This is a genomic window from Caballeronia hypogeia (genome assembly GCF_001544875.2).
Classification (GTDB): Bacteria; Pseudomonadota; Gammaproteobacteria; order Burkholderiales; family Burkholderiaceae; genus Caballeronia; species Caballeronia hypogeia.
Genome location: NZ_FCOA02000006.1, coordinates 212,646 through 231,361, shown reverse-complemented (window position 1 = coordinate 231,361; position 18,716 = coordinate 212,646). Strand labels below are relative to the sequence as shown.

Genomic DNA, 18,716 nt, shown 5'->3' with positions numbered 1-18,716 from the left:
CGTCAGAGAATCGCCGGCGCCGCTTCGATCAGCCTGCGCCAGTCGAGATCCGCGCCGATCACGACGTGCTTCGCGGCGCGCTGCGTCGCGATCGTCAGCGTCACGCATAGCGACGTGCCGGTCACCGAGAGATACGGCGCGCTCGTGATCACTTCCTGCGGCTTCGCGTGCGCCCCGACGAAGTACGGACGATTGTCCCAGCGCCCGGTCGACGGATCCGCGATCGGCGCGAAGCGTTCGTTCGACGCGCGGGCGGCAGCGCCGGCGAGATCGGGCATGAACTGGCGTCCGCCGGCATCGAGAAAGAAGCAACTGAGCGTGCAGGGCAGCGCGAGCAGTTCGGCGCATGCGGCACGCGTCGTGGCGCCCGCCGCGAAACGCGCGGCCGCCTGCTTCAGATTCGAGCGATACGGCATTAGCAGCAGGTCGCTTGCGAGCCGCTCGGCGCGGCGCATCTGCGCGAGCGCGTCGAACACGTCCTCGAACAGCGGCGTGGCCGTGCCGCGCCCGGCGAGCCGTGGCGACGGCAAGCCGAACAGATAACCCTGCACGAAATCCACATTCGAGCGCGCCGCGAGCATCAGATCCTCCTTCGTCTCGATGCCCTCGGCGACGACGAACATGCCTGACTCGTGCAGCAGATCGACGAGCTTCGGCATCAGCGCGTCGCGCATGTGAGCGCTCTTCGCGCGCACGAGGCTGCGGTCGAGCTTGACGATATCGGGCCTGAGCGTGAGCAGCCGGTCGATGTTGGAATGCCCCGCGCCGAAATCATCGACCGCGACGAGAAAGCCCTGCGCGCGGAACGCGTGCGTCGCGCGCGAGATTTCCTCGACGTCGGTGCCGCCCGATTCGAGCACTTCGATCACGAGCCGCTCGGGCGCGAGACCCGCCGCGCGCGTCGCCGTGGCGAGACGGGCGGCATAGCCGGGATCGGTGAAGGTCGCGGGACTGATGTTCAGGAAGAGCCAGTGCGCGTCCGGCAGAAGCGGCGCCGCGTTGCGCAGATGCGTGACGTGGCTCATGCGGTCGAGCTCGGTCAGCCTGCCCGCGACGATCGCGCGCCCGAAAAGGTCGAACGGGCCGACCAGCGCGCCATCGCCCGCGACGCCGCGCAGCAGTGCCTCATAGCCCACCTCGCGCTGGTGCGGCAGGCTGTAGATGGGCTGCAGATGCGTGCGCAGCGTGATGCCGTCGACGATTTCCGTCTGTGTGGTCGACACGTTCAGGCGGCAAGGACCCGCGCCAGCGATACGGCGCGCGGCGACGGCGAACGGAAGGCGAGCGCCGGCGGACGAAGGCAGATGGAGGCACAGAGGTCGATGAACGGCACGGCGGTCACGCGATTCGTTGGGGATGAGCGCAATATCGGCCGATCGTGCGCAAACTTGAGCGAATGCCTGTATCAGGCAAGCGGTTTGCCGACGCCGCGTACGCGACCTATCTTTGTTGGTGCGATGCTACGATCCGCGTGCAACTAAGCCGGGCCTCGCCCGTCGAAAGTCGCAACGAACCATCAGAGAGAGATATGGCGCAACAAAAAACCAATCCCAAACTCGAGCAGGCGCTGACGCGCGGCGATCTCGCAATCCGTCAGGCGAACTCGGGCCGCGCCACCGCGGTGCTGCGCGCGCTCGGCAAGATGATTGTCGAGGCCTCGGCGACCATTGGCGTCGAAGCGCACGTCGTGATCCACGACGGCGACAAGATCTACGATCCCGCCGACGGCGTGTGGCCCCAGCAGTTGCTGGTATCGCTCGACGGTCCGGTGGAAGAAAACGATCCCGACGAAATCCGCACCATCACGCTGCTCGCCGATACGCCCGCGACCATCTTCCGCTGCGAGTGGCAGCGCGCCGACGGCAATCTCGGGCGGCAGGAAGGGCGGCCGCTCGCCATGGTCGCCTTCATTACCGATGTCGATATTCCCTGGCTCGACGACGACGACTGATTTTTTATGCCGCATTAGCGGTTTTTCACACTGCCGACACGAATATGTCGTGTTAAGAGCGGGCGCGCCCTTTCAGGGGCGCGCCCGTTTTTTTTTCGGCTGGTGTCTGCGCCCGTTTCCACCTTTGGCGCCTCCTTTTGCGTGTTTCGCGCTTCGTGCGAACCGGATAGTTAGCAAACGTTACCGCATGCCATTTTTTTAGTGTTTTCGGGCCTTTAGGCGATACGCCGCGAAGCTTCGGCCGACGCTATTCTCCGGATTGCCTCTCGCATTTAACCGGTGGCTGCTCGCCCTCGTTTCTATTCACCCATTTCGGGCCCGCATATTCCTGTACGACATATGCATATCCTGGTTCGTGGCGGCTACCCGGCGACCGATTCGCCGATTAGAGGCTTACTTCGACTGGTTTAGCCCGAAATTTGCTCCAGAACAGCGGCAAGCGCGCACCCCGTTAATTGACTTCGTGAGAGGCTCGATGCGCCCGTGTAAGGAACCAACGAAAAGACCTCCTTCACACGCGGCGCTTTTCCAATCGCCAAGAAAAAATGGGGTTTACAAAATGGAACGTCTGAACCTTGCCAACAATACCGCCGCTAACCAATCCGAATCGTCGACGGTTCGCCCGACTCTCACGGTTGTGCCCGCCCTTCAGAAAACGGAACGGATGCCGTTTACTATCCGTATCGTCCGCGATGATGCCGGGTTGCAAAAAGCCGTGAGCATCAGACGTTCGGCCTACGGGCGGCATCTGCCCGAATTCGCCGAAACGATGACCGTCGAGGCCTCCGACCGCGACCGCGGCACCGCGGTGCTGCTGGCGGAGTCCAAGCTCGATGGCGCGCCGCTCGGGACCATGCGCATTCAGACCAATGCGTATGCGCCGCTCGCCGTCGAACAGTCGGTGCATCTGCCCGAGCATCTGGCGGCGAACCGTCTGGCGGAGGCGACGCGCCTCGGGGTCGCGGGGGGCATGGTAGGGCGGGTGGTGAAGGTGGCGTTGTGCAAGGCGCTCTGGGCGTTCTGCGAATTGCACGGGATCGATTACATGGTGATCACGGCGCGTTCGCCGCTGGATCGGGAGTATGAGGCGATGCTCTTCAAAGATGTCTTCGGCGTCAATGAATTCCTGCCGATGTCGCACGTCGGCGGCCTGCCGCATCGCGTGCTCGCGAAAGATGTCGCCGCGGCCCGCCAGCGCTGGGAGGAAGCCCGCCATCCACTGTTCAATTACATGGTGAACACGCACCACCCGGATATCGATTTGCAATCTGTAGATTTATCTTTTGATTGGGAACCGGTACGATGCCCGGAGGCTCCGCTGATGGCTTACGGCAGGTAAAAAGGCACGATCGTTTCCAGGAAGTTAATAGCAAATAACCGGACCACGGAGCGGTCCGGTTGGCCAAAAGCGACGGCGCGCGGGGTGCCTTCAAGGCTCCGCCGCCGCGTGCGCCGGTGCATTTCGCGCCGGACGCGAACGGGGATTTATCCAGGTATGGCGTCGGTTATTGCATCTTCCTTATCGAGATTCAGGCGCACGGGCTCGTTAATCGACGACACGTTGTATGCGGTCGCCGTTTATGCCGTGCCTTTTCTGATTTTGCTCGGTACGCTCGCGACGCTATATTTTCTGCCGCGCCAATACGAATCGCGCGGCGCGGTTCCGCTGCAACTGCGCGTCGTCGCCGATAAACGCGCCGTCATGAGTCCCGCCGATGCGCTCAATGCGCTGCAAGGCGCCGCGCCCGTTTCCCGCTACAGCACACATCTGTCCGAACGACCCGTCTGGTTTGGCTTCACCACGCCCAGCATGAGTGCGGACGCGTCGACGGTCGTCGAATTGCCGTCGCGTCACGCGCAAACGCTTGCCTGCTGGAACGCGGACACGCTCGCGCCGCTCGGCCAGGCGAACCGCGAAAGCGTGAGCGGCGAGATACGGACGGTGAAGGCGGGATTTTCGATTCAGATCGGCCGCATAAAACAGCCGCAAAACATTCTCTGCCGGGGCACATTTTCCGGACCCGCACAAATCAACGCATTTTCGTGGGACTGGCAAAGCCTGCGCAATTCCGCGCTCGACTTTCAGGAAAGCTCGGGGCTCATAGCCGGCGGTCTGCTGACGCTCGCGGTCTTTGTCTTCGTCACCGCGCTCATCAATCACGAATGGACCTACGTGATCTTCGCGGTGTGGCTCGTCGGCAATCTGCGCCTGTGCGCGAACGCCATGGGCTGGGACATGCAGTGGCTCGGGCGCATGCTGCCCCCGGATTTCATGCAGCCGCTCAGGCAGGTCACGTTCGCCGCCTATTACCTGCTGACGGCCGCGCTGTTTCAGCAACTCTTTCGCCGCGAGTTGCGCGTGGTGGGCTATCGCTGGCTGCTTCGGGTCATTCAGTATGTCGGCGTCGTGCTTATGGCCGCGGCGCTCGCGCTGCCGTATTCGTACTTCATCCCGGTGCTGTGGGTCATTGCCGGCTTCGGCATTTGCGTGCTGCTGTTCTTCCTCGCGCGGCTCGTCTGGATGGCGCGTTCGCGAACCGTGCTCTGGTATGTCGCATCGCTCGCGGTCGTGCTGTTTTCTACTTTCTCCGAAGTGCTCGGCGCGGCTTTCGGGCTGAAGGTGCTGGTCGGCGGCGTGAACACCGTGATGGCCGCGCTGTCGTCGAGCATGATGGCGGCCTTCGCGATCGCCGAGCAGATGCGCGCCGAACGCGACTTCCGCCGGCAGGCGCAGATGGAATTGCGCAACACCTACGAGGTCACGCCGATCGGCCTCTTCACGCTCGATGCCGACGGCCACTTCGTGCGCGCCAACCCCGCGTTGCGCGCGATGCTCGACCTGCAAAAGTCCGATTACAAGGCGCGTCACTGGAACGATTACTTCGAGGCGGGCGCGTGGGGCGCGTTACAGGCGCTGGCGTCGAAGGGCAGCGACGGCGAGCTGGAAATGGGCGGCTCGGCCGAGCGCGGCACCGGCGAACGCCGTTATCTGCTCAAGGCGATCCGCTCCAACGGGTGGATCGAAGGTTCGTTGCAGGACACGACTGAACGCTCGAAAGCGGTCGAGCGGCTGCGCTTTCTCGCCGAGCACGATCCGCTCACGGGCTCTTTGAACCGCCGTGGCATCGAGAAGGCGATTTCCGCGCAAAGCGACGAAACCCTGCCGTGGGCGCTGGCCTATGTGGACCTCGACCGCTTCAAGCTCGTCAACGATCTCTACGGTCACCGTAGCGGCGACGAAGTGTTGCGCCAGGTCGCGGCGCGCACGCGGGCGCACTTCGCGCGCAGTTATCCGGTGGGGCGCATCGGTGGCGACGAGTTCGTCTGCGTGATGCACGACACCTCGATCGAGGACGCCATCGCGCAGTGCCGCGAGCTGATCGCCATTCTGTCGGATGCGCCGTATCAGGTCGGCAATCGCGCGTTCCAGGTGAAGGCGTCGATCGGTCTGGTCGAATGTTCGCGCGGCGTGCGGGTGCAGGACGCGCTGTCGCACGCGGATCGCGCGTGCCGCGAAGCCAAGAAGGTCGCGCACACGCATCTGGTCACGTATCGCAAGGGCGCGGCCGCGTTCGAAGAGCGCGCGGAAGAGCTGAAGCTCGTCGAGACGCTCGGGCGCAATCGCCTGCCGCCGGGACTTTTCCTCGTGATGCAGCCGATCATGTCGCTCTCGGCGCCCACCGAATCGCTCAACTTCGAAGTTCTGCTGCGTATGCGCGCGCCCGACGGCGCGACGCTGCCCGCGGGCAAGGTGATCGTTGCGGCGGAGGAGTCGGGCAACATCGCCGCGATCGACCGCTGGGTCATCTCGACGCTGCTCGACTGGATCGAAACGCATCAGCGCCAGCTCGCCAACACGCAGTTCGTTTGCGTGAATCTCTCCGGCGGCTCGCTCAATGACGAGCAGTTCATGGAGGACATCTTCGCGCTCTTCGCGCGCTACCAGTCGATCGTCCATTACCTGTGCCTGGAGATCACCGAGAGCGTGGCGCTGCACGATCTCGAGAACACGCAGCGCTTCATCACGCGCGTGCACGACATGGGCGGCAAGATCGCCCTCGACGACTTCGGCGCGGGCTATACGTCGTTCAAGTATCTGAAGGCGCTGTCCGCCGATGCGCTCAAGATCGACGGCGAATTCGTGCGCTCGATGTGCGCGCATCCGGCGGATATCGCGATCGTCGAGGCGATCGTCGCGCTGGCGCGCAATCTGGGCATGCGCAGCGTCGCGGAGTGGGTCGAAGACATCGACACCTTGCGCGCGTTGCAGGAAATCGGCGTGGATTACGTGCAGGGCTTTCTGGTCGCGCGGCCGCAGGAAAGCACGGCGATTCTCACGGCCAGTTCGGCCGCGAGCTTCGTGAAAGATCCGGAAGTCGTGAGTTTCGTCGATAGCCTGTCGGAACCGGCGCAGGCCACCGTGTTCGACTACGAATGGCACCTGCGCGCCTCGGGCACGCACTGAAACCCCGCGCCGGGCCGGCGGCGTCTCAGTCCGGCTTCATCTCGTTCAATATCTTCGTCGCCGCGATGGGAATGCGCGTGTCGTCCCATTGCGCGAGCCATTGAATCTCCTTGCGCGTGAAATAGCCGGGGTGATTGCGCAGCGCGAACTGCAACGAATCCACGATGTGATCGCGAATGATTTGCGGCGCGTTTCTGTCGTTGACGATCGCGTGGAGTGCTTCGAGTGTGCTCATGTTTTGAGATTGGCTGGTTATGCGTCGCTAAACATAACCGGCCAGAATTCGGGAAAATAATCCGCGCTTCGCGTCCCCCGCAGGCCGGATTCAGGCGCTTGCTAAAATCGAGCCGGAAGTATTTACTAAATAAAACGATTGGATTTAATCGAACGGGGATCCGCAGATGAATCACGACAGGCGCGCATGCCCGCGCCTCGAGGCCGCGACCGATGTCTGAGCGGCCCGCGCGCAAAGCCTCGATGCATTCCGTCGGCTCGAATCAGCTCGGCATGCGCCAGTTCAACGAGCGCATCGTGCTGCAGGCGATCCGGCTGAACGGCGCGCTGCCCAAAGCCGACGTCGCCCGCGTCACGCGTCTGTCGATGCAGACTGTCTCGCTGATCGTCGATCATCTGATCGAGGACGGGCTGCTCGTCAAGGAGCCGCGTTCGCGCGTGCGCGGGCGCATAGGGCAGCCTTCGGTGCCGATTTCGCTGCGCGCGGACGGCGCGTATTCCATCGGCGTGAAAGTGGGGCGGCGCAGTCTGGACGTCCTCTCGATGGACTTCGCCGGCAAGGTGCGTACGCGCGAGACGCTGGAATACCCGTATCCCGATCCGCATACGCTATTTCCTGCGCTCGAGGAGCGGCTCGCGCGGGCGATCGACGCGCTGGGCGAGGGCGCCGCGAAGATCGCGGGCATCGGCGTCGCCGCGCCGCTGTGGCTGGGCGGCTGGCGCGATTTCTTCGATACGCCGCCCGATGCGCTGACCGCGTGGAACGAGATCGACATCCGCGCACGCATTCAGGCGATGACCGATCTGCCCGTCGAGTTCGCCAAGGACACGACCGCTGCATGCGCCGCCGAACTCGTGATGGGCCAGGGGCGCGGGCTGCGCAATTTTCTGTACGTATTCATCGGCACGTTCATCGGTGGCGGGCTTGTGATCGACGGTCGACTGCATGCGGGACCGGGCGGCAACGCGGGCGCGATCGGTTCGCTGCCGCTCTCCGGCGCGAACGGCCAGGCGCGCGCGGGGCAACTGCTCAACACGGCGTCGGTGTACGTGCTCGAGAAGGCGTTCGCGGCGGCGGGCGCGTCTCCCGACGCCGCGCACGACGAGCGCGCGTGGTCGCCACAATGGCGCGCGCTATCGGAGGCGTGGATGCGTGAGACGTGCCCGGCGCTCGCGATGAGTGTGGCGTCGTCGTCGGCGCTGCTCGATCTCGAGGCGATCGTGATCGATGGCGAGATCGACCGCGCGTTGTTGCGCGAAGTGATCCGCCGCACGGACGACGCTCTCGCCGCGTTCGACTGGCAAGGCATGACGCGACCGCGTCTCGTCGAAGGCCAGATCGGCCCCGACGCCCGCGCGATGGGCGGCGCGATCCTGCCGCTCTATGCGCATTTCGCGCCGAAGCACGAGCTGTTTCTGAAGCCGCTGGAATCCTGAGTTCAGTCGAGCGAAAGCCGCACGGCGAACGCCAGCAGCGCAGCGGAAAAACTCCAGCGCTGCACCGTCTGCGCTTTCGGATGGCGGCGCAGCCAGCCGGAGATCCGCACCGCGCCGCCGGCGAGCGTGAGGTCGAACATGACGCCGACCGCGACCAGCACCACGCCCAGTTCCAGCACTTGCGACCAGACCGGACCCGCTTCCGGCCGCACGAACTGCGGCAGCAGCACGGAACAGAACAGCAGGGCCTTCGGATTGAGAATGCTGCTCAGAATGCCCTTCGCGTATGCGGAACGCAGCGTGGACGTGGCGGACTGACCCGCGGGCGAATCGAGTCCGAACGCGGGCGAACGGAAAATCTGGATCGCCACATAGGCGAGATACAGGCCGCCCGCGATGCGCACCAGTTCATAGAGCCACGGCGCGCTGCGCAACAGCGCCGCGACGCCAAGCGCAGAAAGCGTCACGTGCGTCGCGCGCGCCGTGGCGAGCCCCGCCGCCACGACGAAACCATGGCGCCAGCCGCGCGTCGCGCTTGTCTGGAGCACGAGCGCCATGTCGGGTCCCGGCAGTGCATAGACGACCGCGAGCGCGCCGACGAAAACCCACAGCAAGTGTGCCGAGACCATGATGAACTCCTGTTTCGAGGCGTTCATGGTGCCACCGTGAACGGAGCGCTTTCTAGCCTTTTTCGTTTTCGTGAATGATGTTTTCGATGCTTTCCACTAAACTTCATCTAAAACGAAGAGGAAAACACCATGACCGAACTCGATCGCACTGACCGCTCAATTCTCGCCGCCATTCAGCTGGACGGGCGCATGCCCATTGCGAAGCTTGCCGAGCGAGTGGGCTTGAGCGAAACGCCCTGCGCGCGCCGCCTCAAGCGTCTCGAAAGCGAAGGTTATATCGACGGCTATCGCGCGATGCTCTCGCGTCGCGCGCTCGAACTGGGCGTGGTCGCGTTCGCGCAGGTGCGTTTCAGCGTGCACGACCGGTCGCTGTCCGACCGTTTCGAGCGCGAGATTCAGGGCATTCCGCGCATCGTCTCGTGTCACAACATTTCGGGCACGGCGGATTATCTGCTCCAGATCGTCGCGCGTGATCTGGATGAATACGGCATTTTCATGCGCGACGTCTTGCGGACCCTGCCGGGCGTGACCGCCGTCGAATCAATGCTGTCGCTGCGCGAAATCAAGCGCGACAGCGGTCTGCCGCTGCCTTGAAGGCTGTCTATACAACGGAGCGAGGATCACGGACAGACTGGCCTCGGGATTCCCCTAATACAAGCAAAGTTGTATATACAAGATTATGAAGCCAACTCGACGCGGGTTTTGGCTCGCGTTCGTCGACTATCCCGTTTTCTTGATGCGCAGGAGCACGACGTGACTTCATCGAACCGTTTTCGCGACACCGAAATCCGCGCGCCGCGCGGCACCACGCTCAACGCCAAAAGCTGGCTGACCGAAGCGCCGCTGCGCATGCTGATGAACAATCTCGACCCCGAAGTGGCCGAGAATCCGAATGAACTGGTCGTGTACGGCGGCATCGGCCGGGCGGCGCGCGACTGGGCGTGTTACGACAAGATCGTCGAGACGCTCAAGCGCCTCGAAGCCGACGAGACGCTGCTGGTGCAGTCGGGCAAGCCGGTCGGCGTGTTCAAGACGCACGCGAATGCGCCGCGCGTGCTGATCGCCAATTCGAATCTCGTGCCGCACTGGGCCAACTGGGCGCATTTCAACGAACTCGACGCCAAGGGCCTGGCCATGTACGGCCAGATGACAGCGGGCAGCTGGATCTACATCGGCAGCCAGGGCATCGTGCAGGGCACTTACGAGACGTTCGTCGAAGCCGGACGGCAGCATTACGGCGGCGACCTGAAGGGCCGCTGGGTGCTCACCGCCGGTCTCGGCGGCATGGGCGGCGCACAGCCGCTGGCGGCGACGCTCGCGGGCGCGTGCTCGCTGAACATCGAGTGCCAGCAGAGCCGCATCGACTTCCGTTTGAAGACGCGTTACGTCGATGAACAGGCGACCGATCTCGACGACGCCCTCGCGCGTATCCGGCGCTATACGTCCGAAGGCCGCGTGATCTCGATCGCGTTGTGCGCGAACGCGGCCGACGTGCTGCCCGAACTCGTGAAGCGCGGCGTGCGCCCGGACATGGTCACCGACCAGACCAGCGCGCACGATCCGCTCAACGGCTATCTGCCGAAAGGCTGGACCTGGGCGCAATACCGCGACCGTGCGCAGAGCGACGCGGCGGGCACGGTGAAGGCCGCGAAGCAATCGATGGCCGAGCACGTGCGCGCGATGCTCGCGTTCCGCGAACAGGGCGTGCCGACTTTCGACTACGGCAACAACATCCGCCAGATGGCCAAAGAAGAGGGCGTCGAGAACGCGTTTGACTTTCCGGGCTTCGTGCCCGCGTATATCCGGCCGCTGTTCTGCCGCGGCGTCGGGCCGTTCCGCTGGGCGGCGCTCTCGGGCAACCCCGAGGATATCTACAAGACCGACGCGAAAGTGAAGGAGCTGATCGCCGACGATGCGCATCTGCATCGCTGGCTCGACATGGCGCGCGAGCGCATCAGCTTCCAGGGCTTGCCGGCGCGCATCTGCTGGGTCGGACTCGGCCAGCGCGCGAAGCTCGGCCTCGCGTTCAACGAGATGGTGCGCAACGGCGAGTTGTCGGCGCCGGTCGTGATCGGCCGCGATCATCTCGACTCCGGCTCGGTCGCGAGCCCGAACCGCGAAACCGAAGCCATGCGCGACGGCTCCGACGCCGTGTCCGACTGGCCGCTGCTCAACGCGCTTTTGAACACGGCGAGCGGCGCGACGTGGGTGTCGATTCACCACGGCGGCGGCGTCGGCATGGGCTTCTCGCAGCATGCGGGCGTCGTGATCGTTTGCGACGGCAGCCGCGAAGCCGATGAACGCATCGCGCGCGTGCTGCACAACGATCCGGCCACCGGCGTCATGCGGCACGCCGACGCGGGCTACGACATCGCGATCGATTGCGCGCGCGAACAGGGTCTCGACCTGCCGATGATCACCACGCGATGAAAAAGCTCTGGCAACACTGCCACGCCGCGACGATGGCCGGCGGCAAGTATTCGATCATCGAAGACGCGGCGATCGTCACCGACGGAGCTCGCATCGAATGGATCGGGCCGCGTGCGGCGGCGCCGGATATGGGCGAAGGCGAGCGCGTGGATCTCGCGGGCGCGTGGGTGACGCCGGGTCTGATCGACTGTCATACGCATCTCGTGTTCGGCGGCGATCGCAGCGGCGAGTTCGAAGAGCGGCTCGAAGGCGTGAGCTACGCGGAAATCGCGGCGCGCGGCGGCGGCATCGCGAGCACGGTGCGCGCGACGCGCGAGGCCAGCGAGGACGCGTTGTTCGCCGCGGCGAAGGCGCGCGCGCTCGGTCTGATGCGCGAAGGCGTGACGGCGCTCGAAGTGAAATCCGGCTACGGGCTCGATCTCGCGAACGAACGCAAGATGCTGACGGTGGCGCGGCGTCTCGGCGAAGCACTGCCGCTCACCGTGCGCGCGACCTGCCTCGCCGCGCACGCGTTGCCGCCCGAATACGCGAATCGCGCGGATGACTACATCGGCTATATCTGCGACGAGATGCTGCCGGCGCTCGCTGGCGATGGTCTTGTCGACGCAGTCGATGCGTTCTGCGAGCACATCGCGTTCTCCACGCAACAGGTCGAGCGCGTGTTCCGCCGCGCGCGCGAGCTGGGCGTGCCCGTCAAGCTGCACGCGGAGCAGTTGTCGTCCTTGCATGGCTCGTCGCTGGCGGCGCGCTATCGGGCGTTGTCGGCGGATCATCTCGAATACATGACCGAAGACGATGCCATTGCAATGGCGCAATCCGGCACGGTCGCCGTGCTGTTGCCGGGCGCGTTCTACATGTTGCGCGAAACGCAGTTGCCGCCCGTCGACGCATTGCGGCGGCATGGGGTGCCGATCGCGCTGGCGAGCGATCTGAATCCGGGCACGTCGCCGGTGTTGTCGCTGCGCATGATGCTCAACATGGGCTGCACGCTGTTTCGCCTGACACCGGAGGAGTCGCTTGCCGGCGTGACGATGCATGCGGCAAAGGCGCTCGGTCTGCAGGCGACGCACGGCTCGCTCGAAGCGGGCAAGGCGGCCGATTTCGTCGCGTGGACAATCGCGCGGCCGGCCGAACTTTCGTACTGGCTCGGCGGCGCGCCGCCGAATCGCGTCGTGCGCGGCGGCGCGGAGATCGACTTCGGGCGCATCGACCGATAAAAAACGCCTCGTCCGATCCGGGCGAGGCGTTTGGCGATTGCTCAAGAAGGAGAAACGCCCGCGCGGCGCGTTACGTGCTGCGTTTGCGGATCATCCCCCAGATGACGAGCAGGACAATCGCGCCGATCACCGAGGCGATCCAGCCAGCCGGCTGCCCCGGTTGATACCAGCCGAGCGCCCGGCCCACATAACCCGCGATCAGCGAGCCGGCGATGCCGAGCACGATGGTCATGATCCAGCCCATGCTGTCGTCGCCGGGCTTGAGCGCGCGCGCGATGAGACCGACGACCAGTCCGACGATCAAAGTACCGATGAATGCGAACATGCGGTTGCTCCTTGACTGAGTGTTACGACTTTTCGGCTGCGGTGCAGATGGATTCCGGACGAGCCCCGGTGCGCTCAAAGTAGCACGGCGCCATGCGTTTGGGTATGACACGCGCCGCGTCGAAAGCGGGGTAGGCCATTCGGCCAATGCTCGGACCACGATCGATGTCGCGCGCATGGGGCAAGGTAAAATGCCGCGCATTGCCTCACTGCATGCGCGTATCGCAACCCTATGACCGATTCCGAATTGCCCCAAACTGACGAAGCCATCCACGAAGACCGCCTCTGGCGCGACGACGGCTGGACCGCACGTGTTATCAAGAACGAGGACGACGACGGCTGGGCCGTCGAAATGATTCAGGCGGGCGAGGCCGAGCCCGCGCTCGTCGGCCCGTGGACGATGGGCCGCGACAAGAAAAATCCCAAACCGCTCGATGCGAACGCGTTTCGCACGCTGGTCAAGACGGCGTCGGAGGTTTTGCGCCGGCATGAGCAGCAACGCCACGCGATGCTGCACAAGAACGTCGCCATTGAGGTGAACGGCGAGGACATCACCGTCGCGCTGGAGATCGTTCCTGATGAAGACGATCCCTACGCCAACCTCAAGGCCTTCGACGCCCTCGGAACGCAACTGGCCCATGTGCGCGTCTCGCCTGCGTTCAAGCTCAACAAGGCAAGCGCCGAGCGTTGGGCAGAGAACGATTTCGCCAAGCCGAACTGAAGCGCCCGGCCGCAATGGATGGGCGCGCAAAGCAAAACGCCGTCGCATTACGGCGCGACGGCGTTTGAAATGACAGTGAGCGTCGGTTCGGTTTTCAGCCTTTCTTGACCACGAACTCGATACGGCGATTGGCGAAACGTCCGCTCTCGGTTTCGTTGTCGGCAACGGGCTTTGCGTCACCGTAGCCCGCCGCCGTGAGCGACTGTGCTGGCACGCCGCTGCGCACCAGGAACCCACGCACCGCCTGTGCGCGCTCCTTCGACACTTCCAGGTTTGCCGCCTTCGCGCCCTGCGCGTCCGAATAGCCTGCAATCTCCAGCTTCACCGCCGAACCCTTAGCCGCGCAGGTTTTGAGCAACTGCGCCGTCTCGCCGAGCGTCGCACGGGCGCTTTCCGGTACCTGCACGCTGGAGCGCGCGAAGTTGACCACTTGCAGGTCGAGCACGCGAGTGAGTTCGTCGCCGGAGCAGGGCGCATTCGTGGCGAGCAGTTTCTTCATCCCGGTGCGAAACGACTGCGCGGCGCTCGCGACGGCGCCATCGAGATTGAACGTGGTGATCTGGAACATGCCGCCGAGCGCGTTTTGCAAACGATTCGCCCAGCCGAGTCTGGTTTCGGCCGCAGTTCCGCTCAGTTCCACTTTCGAGCCCCGGACCTTCGCTTCCGCGCCAGGCACGGCCATGAGCGCGAAGAAGTCGTTCACGCGGGAAAGCCACGTGGCTGGACGCGTTTCAGGAACAACCGCGACGTTCGCGGCATACGCCTTGCCGAAACGACCGGAGAGCGCGTCGAGCAGTTGCTTCTTCTCCGCCTCGGTGCCGACGGTGGCTTCGATCGACGGCGTGCCGGCCTCGTTCACGTTGAACAGCAACCGGGCGTCTGCCCAGGATTCTGGCGCGACGGCAGGTGCGCTGTCTGCCCCGGATGCCACCTGCGCCGATGCCGCCGTCGCATCCGATGCAGCCACGTCGGACGCGGCCACCGCTTGCGTGTCCGCTTGCGCGTCTGGCAGCGCCGCTTCGGAAGCAGGCGGGGCGATGCTCTCGACCGGTTGCGCGGGCGGCGCGGCGCTGAGGTCGACCGTTCCGGCGCTTGTGAAGCCTCGGTAGTAGACCAGTCCGAGAATGATCGCCAGCACGGCGAAGAGCAGCCAGATCCACTTGTTCGAACGTCTCGCCGCGTGCGGTTTCGGCGCGGGCGCGCGCATGGTCGCGCGTGCGGCAGGTGGCGGCTCGGGTTTCGCGACGGGCTGGGCCGGTTGCGCGGCGGCTTTCACGACGGGCTCGGGTGCGTCCGCCACTGCCATGACTGCATCGCCGTCCACGTGTCGCTCGAGGCTCGATGCGACGGCGTCGAGTCGAGCCACGATGCCGCTCGTGAATCCTTCGGTATTGCCGACGCCAATGCCCCCGGCGACCGCGTTCGACATCGTCGCATTGATCTCGGTGACCTGTTCACGCAGGAGTTTCGGCAGGTGAGCGAGGTTCCATTGCGCAAGCAGGAAGTGCCGCTTGGTCACGCCGAGCAGGACGGCGGAGATGATGCCGGCAAGCGCCGACGTGGCCTGCGTGGGTACGCCGGTTTCGGCGGAGACGGCGTCGGTGAGGGCATCGATGCGCTGGCCGGTGGCGAGCGCGGCGAGCAAATGGCCGGTGGCTTCGAGTTGCTTGAGACCGCCGGTGGTGGAGATCAGCTTCGGCAACTGCTCGACGATGTGCGCGTTGTTCTCTTGCTGCATGATCACGGAGAACGCCGATTGCGCACCCGGGGCGAGCGTCGCCCGGTCCATCAGCGACGCGACCAGCCCGGGCGTGATGCGTCCCGCCAGTTGCCGGACGATCGACGCGGGGATGCCGAACTGTTGCGACAGTTGCTCCGCGATGCTGTCCGAAATCGCGGCATTGACCGCCTGGACCAGATTGATGCTCATCGACTGACTTTCCTTTCTTACATGAACGCCCGAAGCAAGTGCCAAGCGTGCGGCGCATTCTATATGCGCAGTTATCCTAAAAAGAATCGTGCAAACTTCTTTACGAATAAGAGGCGTGAATGCGACTTGCGATGCTTCTTCAGCGTGCGCGCGGAGTCAGTTGCGAGAAGAATTTGAGAATGCGCTTGCATGCGATGCCGAGCCAGGACGGCTCCGCGGGGGCGGCGTCCTGATTGTTCACGGTGACCGCGATGAGCGACATCATGGAATGGGAACGAATGAGCGTGCGATACGATGCGTCGAGCGGCGACGTCCACGCGCAGGTACGGCAATCGTGCTTCGAGCACGTGTTGCAGGGAGGCTGATCGCGATTCATGGCAGAGTCCTTAACGAGTACCCGCACATGATCTTCGATACGCTATCGTTAAGCGATCAGATCCTTCCGATTGAACTCTTAGTTTCGGTCTCGAAAATAGGACGGAATCGTTTCATGAAGTCTGGCATTCATTCACCAGGGAGACGGCGATGCACTATCTGTTGATCTACGATCTTTGTTCCGATTATCTGGAGCGTCGCGCGGAGTTTCGCGACGCGCATCTGGCCCTCGCGTGGGCGGCGGTCGAGCGAGGCGAGATCGTGCTCGCCGGCGCGCTCGACAACCCCGCCGACCGCGCGATGCTGCTGTTTCACAGCGATTCGCCCGCCGTCGCGGAAAACTTCGCGAAAAATGATCCTTACGTGACGAACGGGCTGGTCGAGCGCTGGCAAGTGCGCAAATGGAACACCGTCGTCGGCGCGAGCGCGGCGACGCCCGTGCGCTAGACCCTCAAGCACGCGCGTGCTCAGACGTCGGCGGTTTCTTCCTTCGGACGGTCGCGGCTCTCGGGACCGCGACGCCGCGCCGCGCGATAAAGGCTCGTGAGCGTGTCGTCGATCTGCTGCGAGCGCTCGAACAGCGCCGCGAGCCAGTCGACGAACACGGACACGCGCGGCGTCGCCTGCCGGCTCTTCAGAAACGCCACCGACACCTTGAGCGGCGGCGCCTTCCACTGCGGCAGCACTTCGAGCAGTTGCCCCGAGCGCAGGTAAGGTTGCGCCGCGATCCGCAGCGGCTGGATCAGCCCGAGGCCCTGCACGCCGCATGCTAGGTAAGCGTGCTCGTCGGCGACCTGCACGAAGCCGCGCATCTTCATCGTGACGGGTTCGCCTTCGACGTCGAAATCGAAATCGGCCGGGCGTCCGCTTTTCTCCGACAGACAATTCACCGCCACATGCTGCGCGAGCTCGTCGAGTGTCTGCGGCATGCCGTGCCGTTCCAGATACGCGGGACTCGCGCACGTTACCTGTTCGAGCAGCCCGAGGCGCCGGGCGATCAGCCCGGAATCGGGCAATTCGCCGAGCTGCACGCTGCAATCGACACCTTCGCCGACGAGATCCACATTGCGATTGCCGATCCCGATCGACAATTCGATCTGCGGATAGCGGGCGTGAAATTCCGGCAGCGCGGGCACGACAATGGACGTCGCGACCGTATCCGGCATTTCGACGCGCAGCCGCCCCCGCAGGCGCTCCTCGCCCGCGCCGAAACCGGATTCGAGTTCGTCGATATCGGCGAGGATCTGCGCGCAGCGCTCGTAATACGCGGCGCCGTCGACGGTGAGATTCAGGCGTCGTGTCGTGCGTGCGAGCAATTGCACGCCGACCAGCGCTTCGAGTTGTTGCACGGTCGTCGAAACACTCGCGCGCGGCATGCCGAGTGACTCGGCCGCACGCGTGAAGCTGTTCGTATCGACGACACGCGTAAAGACACGCATGGCATGGACGCGATCGATCACGTTGAGTTTTCCTTTGATGACGATTGAGTGGCGATGCGCGCGAAAAAGCGACTCCATCGCGATTCGGAAACCGCGAAAAATCGGCGCATCGGCGATGGTTAGATCGTACGGACGGGAGACGTCAACGTGAATACACAAAAATGGAGGATTCTTGCCTGATTTTCTTCGGCGCGAGAATCAAAGCATCGGCATTTCGCCGCGCAGACGGCCTGCGACGCCGGAGAAATCGCTGCCCGACGGCGCCTGATAAAGCCGCAGTCCCATCTCGGGAAGTATGGAAAGCAGATGATCGAATACGTCGCCCTGAATGCGCTCGTATTGCGTCCACGCGGTCGTCGCGGTGAAACAATAGACTTCGATCGGAATGCCCTGCGATTCGGGTTCCAGCATGCGCACCATCATCGCCATGTCCTGACGGATTTCCGGATGACGCTGCAAATAGGCCAGACCATATGCGCGAAACGTGCCGATATTGGTCAGCCGACGGCGATTCGCCGGTTCATTCGCCAGTTCGCCGAGATTGCGGTTCGCCTGCTCGACTTCCGTCTGCTTCTGTTCCAGATAATCGTGCAGGAAGCGAACGCGCTTCAGGCGCGCGGTTTCTTCCCCGGTGAGAAAGCGCACGCATTGCGCGTCGATGCGCAACGTGCGCTTGATGCGCCGCCCGCCCGATTCGAACATGTGCCGGTAATTGCGATAGCTCTCCGAAAAGAGCTTGTACGTGGGCACCGTGGTCACGGTGTTGTCCCAGTTCTGCACCTTGACCGTGTGCAGCGCGATGTCCTTCACGAAGCCGTCGGCGGCGGCTTGCGGCATTTCGATCCAGTCGCCGATGCGTAGCATGTCGTTCGACGTCAGCTGCGTGCTGGCAACGAGCGACAGCAGCGTGTCCTTGAACACGAGCAGCAGCACGGCGGACAGCGCGCCGAGACCGGAGAGCATCCAGAGCGGCGAACGGTCGATGAGAATCGACAGCACGAGCACGCCGCACACGAGCGCGAGCGCGAGCTTGCCGATCTGGATATAGCCCTTGATCGAGCGCGTCTGCGCTTCCTTGCTTTCCGCGTAGACGTCCTGCCACGCCGACAGCGCGCTGCCGGCCGCGAAAAACACGCAAATCCACGCGCCGGCGTGCGCGACGCGCCCGATGATCGTGGCCCAATGACCGACGCGCGGCACATCGTCGATGCCGAGAGCGACGGTCGCGAACGGCACCGCGTACCACAGGCGGTGATAAGCGCGATGCTTGATGAACGCGCGGTCCCATTTCACATGCCCGGCGAGCACCAGCAGCCGGTGCGCGAAACCCAGCACGATGCGCGCCACGACCCATTGCAGGAACAGCGCGATCAGCGCGAGCGCAATGAACCCCGCGACCAGTTGCGCCCACGGATGTGCGGCGAGTTGCTGCGGCAGCGGATCGGGAAGGAAGTCGAAATTCATACGTTTCTGGTTGTGTCGGTCAAGGCGCGTGCGTGCCGTATTGTGCATGATCGTCCGCGCCCGCTGCACGGGACGCGCCCGGCGCGCGGGTGTCATCGAA

General features: G+C 64.1%; 17 protein-coding genes. 9 read left to right on the top strand and 8 right to left on the bottom strand.

All coding sequences use genetic code 11. The features are described from left to right. Window positions 1–2: 2 nt before the first annotated feature. A complete protein-coding gene (locus tag AWB79_RS12845) occupies window positions 3–1,223 on the bottom strand; it encodes an EAL domain-containing protein (protein ID WP_232470890.1) in 1,221 nt (406 codons plus the stop codon). A gap of 305 nt (window positions 1,224–1,528) precedes the next feature. Here AWB79_RS12845 and AWB79_RS12840 point away from each other — a divergent pair, with 305 nt between their 5' ends. The 3 genes from AWB79_RS12840 (at window position 1,529) to AWB79_RS12830 (ending at window position 6,416) form a co-directional block, all read left to right on the top strand. Then, window positions 1,529–1,951: a hypothetical protein gene (locus tag AWB79_RS12840; protein ID WP_061167796.1), complete on the top strand. Its 423-nt coding sequence runs from the start codon at window positions 1,529–1,531 to the stop codon at window positions 1,949–1,951. A 559-nt stretch (window positions 1,952–2,510) separates the two neighbouring features. Then, window positions 2,511–3,290, top strand: a complete 780-nt coding sequence (locus AWB79_RS12835; protein WP_061167795.1) for an N-acyl amino acid synthase FeeM domain-containing protein — start codon at window positions 2,511–2,513, stop codon at window positions 3,288–3,290. A 156-nt stretch (window positions 3,291–3,446) separates the two neighbouring features. Beyond that, on the top strand, window positions 3,447–6,416 hold the full coding sequence (locus AWB79_RS12830) for a putative bifunctional diguanylate cyclase/phosphodiesterase (protein WP_061167794.1): 2,970 nt from the start codon (window positions 3,447–3,449) through the stop codon (window positions 6,414–6,416). A 25-nt stretch (window positions 6,417–6,441) separates the two neighbouring features. Here the strand turns inward: AWB79_RS12830 and AWB79_RS12825 are convergent, their stop codons facing one another. Beyond that, a complete protein-coding gene (locus AWB79_RS12825; RefSeq protein WP_061167793.1) occupies window positions 6,442–6,651 on the bottom strand; it encodes a hypothetical protein in 210 nt (69 codons plus the stop codon). 212 nt (window positions 6,652–6,863) lie between these two features. Between AWB79_RS12825 and AWB79_RS12820 the strand changes: the two genes are divergently transcribed. Beyond that, window positions 6,864–8,087, top strand: coding sequence for an ROK family transcriptional regulator (locus tag AWB79_RS12820; RefSeq protein WP_061167792.1), 1,224 nt, complete (start codon window positions 6,864–6,866; stop codon window positions 8,085–8,087). A gap of 2 nt (window positions 8,088–8,089) precedes the next feature. Here the strand turns inward: AWB79_RS12820 and AWB79_RS12815 are convergent, their stop codons facing one another. Continuing rightward, entirely contained in the window at window positions 8,090–8,716 is a 627-nt protein-coding gene (locus AWB79_RS12815) for a LysE family translocator (RefSeq protein WP_061167842.1), read from the bottom strand. A gap of 129 nt (window positions 8,717–8,845) precedes the next feature. Between AWB79_RS12815 and AWB79_RS12810 the strand changes: the two genes are divergently transcribed. The 3 genes from AWB79_RS12810 (at window position 8,846) to hutI (ending at window position 12,363) form a co-directional block, all read left to right on the top strand. Continuing rightward, window positions 8,846–9,310 carry an Lrp/AsnC family transcriptional regulator gene (locus tag AWB79_RS12810; protein ID WP_061167791.1) on the top strand — a complete coding sequence of 155 codons (465 nt, stop codon included), beginning with the start codon at window positions 8,846–8,848 and terminating at the stop codon, window positions 9,308–9,310. A gap of 159 nt (window positions 9,311–9,469) precedes the next feature. Next, window positions 9,470–11,146: a urocanate hydratase gene (gene hutU, locus AWB79_RS12805; protein ID WP_061167790.1), complete on the top strand. Its 1,677-nt coding sequence runs from the start codon at window positions 9,470–9,472 to the stop codon at window positions 11,144–11,146. Further along, window positions 11,143–12,363 (top strand): imidazolonepropionase, encoded by a 1,221-nt coding sequence (gene hutI, locus AWB79_RS12800; RefSeq protein WP_061167789.1) that lies wholly within the window; start codon window positions 11,143–11,145, stop codon window positions 12,361–12,363. The genes hutU and hutI overlap by 4 nt, the downstream gene beginning before the upstream one ends. 70 nt (window positions 12,364–12,433) lie before the next feature. On the opposite strand, the gene AWB79_RS12795 is transcribed toward hutI, so the two are convergent. Continuing rightward, window positions 12,434–12,688, bottom strand: coding sequence for a GlsB/YeaQ/YmgE family stress response membrane protein (locus AWB79_RS12795; protein ID WP_061167788.1), 255 nt, complete (start codon window positions 12,686–12,688; stop codon window positions 12,434–12,436). A 231-nt stretch (window positions 12,689–12,919) separates the two neighbouring features. Between AWB79_RS12795 and AWB79_RS12790 the strand changes: the two genes are divergently transcribed. Next, window positions 12,920–13,408 carry a hypothetical protein gene (locus tag AWB79_RS12790; protein ID WP_061167787.1) on the top strand — a complete coding sequence of 163 codons (489 nt, stop codon included), beginning with the start codon at window positions 12,920–12,922 and terminating at the stop codon, window positions 13,406–13,408. 94 nt (window positions 13,409–13,502) lie between these two features. Here AWB79_RS12790 and AWB79_RS12785 read toward each other — a convergent pair whose 3' ends face one another. Then, the gene (locus AWB79_RS12785) at window positions 13,503–15,338 is read right to left on the bottom strand and encodes an OmpA family protein (protein WP_061167786.1); all 1,836 of its coding nucleotides are present in this window, start codon (window positions 15,336–15,338) and stop codon (window positions 13,503–13,505) included. Between the two features lie 139 nt (window positions 15,339–15,477). After that, complete coding sequence (locus AWB79_RS12780; protein ID WP_061167785.1) at window positions 15,478–15,714, bottom strand: hypothetical protein; 237 nt, start codon at window positions 15,712–15,714, stop codon at window positions 15,478–15,480. Window positions 15,715–15,863: 149 nt separating this feature from the next. Here AWB79_RS12780 and AWB79_RS12775 point away from each other — a divergent pair, with 149 nt between their 5' ends. Continuing rightward, on the top strand, window positions 15,864–16,160 hold the full coding sequence (locus AWB79_RS12775) for a YciI-like protein (RefSeq protein ID WP_061167784.1): 297 nt from the start codon (window positions 15,864–15,866) through the stop codon (window positions 16,158–16,160). A gap of 20 nt (window positions 16,161–16,180) precedes the next feature. Here AWB79_RS12775 and AWB79_RS12770 read toward each other — a convergent pair whose 3' ends face one another. Next, window positions 16,181–17,173, bottom strand: a complete 993-nt coding sequence (locus AWB79_RS12770) for a LysR family transcriptional regulator (protein WP_061167841.1) — start codon at window positions 17,171–17,173, stop codon at window positions 16,181–16,183. 177 nt (window positions 17,174–17,350) lie between these two features. Next, on the bottom strand, window positions 17,351–18,616 hold the full coding sequence (locus tag AWB79_RS12765; RefSeq protein WP_061167840.1) for a mechanosensitive ion channel family protein: 1,266 nt from the start codon (window positions 18,614–18,616) through the stop codon (window positions 17,351–17,353). Window positions 18,617–18,716 lie beyond the last annotated feature (100 nt).

What these genes read in the sequence shown, in the direction of transcription:
- AWB79_RS12795 (WP_061167788.1), bottom strand. Translation starts at nt 12,688, where the DNA reads ATGTTCGCATTCATCGGTACTTTGATCGTCGGACTGGTCGTCGGTCTC.
- AWB79_RS12810 (WP_061167791.1), top strand. Translation starts at nt 8,846, where the DNA reads ATGACCGAACTCGATCGCACTGACCGCTCAATTCTCGCCGCCATTCAG.
- AWB79_RS12840 (WP_061167796.1), top strand. Translation starts at nt 1,529, where the DNA reads ATGGCGCAACAAAAAACCAATCCCAAACTCGAGCAGGCGCTGACGCGC.
- AWB79_RS12775 (WP_061167784.1), top strand. Translation starts at nt 15,864, where the DNA reads ATGCACTATCTGTTGATCTACGATCTTTGTTCCGATTATCTGGAGCGT.
- AWB79_RS12785 (WP_061167786.1), bottom strand. Translation starts at nt 15,338, where the DNA reads ATGAGCATCAATCTGGTCCAGGCGGTCAATGCCGCGATTTCGGACAGC.
- AWB79_RS12780 (WP_061167785.1), bottom strand. Translation starts at nt 15,714, where the DNA reads ATGAATCGCGATCAGCCTCCCTGCAACACGTGCTCGAAGCACGATTGC.
- AWB79_RS12820 (WP_061167792.1), top strand. Translation starts at nt 6,864, where the DNA reads ATGTCTGAGCGGCCCGCGCGCAAAGCCTCGATGCATTCCGTCGGCTCG.
- AWB79_RS12835 (WP_061167795.1), top strand. Translation starts at nt 2,511, where the DNA reads ATGGAACGTCTGAACCTTGCCAACAATACCGCCGCTAACCAATCCGAA.
- AWB79_RS12765 (WP_061167840.1), bottom strand. Translation starts at nt 18,616, where the DNA reads ATGAATTTCGACTTCCTTCCCGATCCGCTGCCGCAGCAACTCGCCGCA.
- AWB79_RS12815 (WP_061167842.1), bottom strand. Translation starts at nt 8,716, where the DNA reads ATGGTCTCGGCACACTTGCTGTGGGTTTTCGTCGGCGCGCTCGCGGTC.
- AWB79_RS12790 (WP_061167787.1), top strand. Translation starts at nt 12,920, where the DNA reads ATGACCGATTCCGAATTGCCCCAAACTGACGAAGCCATCCACGAAGAC.
- hutI (WP_061167789.1), top strand. Translation starts at nt 11,143, where the DNA reads ATGAAAAAGCTCTGGCAACACTGCCACGCCGCGACGATGGCCGGCGGC.
- AWB79_RS12825 (WP_061167793.1), bottom strand. Translation starts at nt 6,651, where the DNA reads ATGAGCACACTCGAAGCACTCCACGCGATCGTCAACGACAGAAACGCG.
- AWB79_RS12830 (WP_061167794.1), top strand. Translation starts at nt 3,447, where the DNA reads ATGGCGTCGGTTATTGCATCTTCCTTATCGAGATTCAGGCGCACGGGC.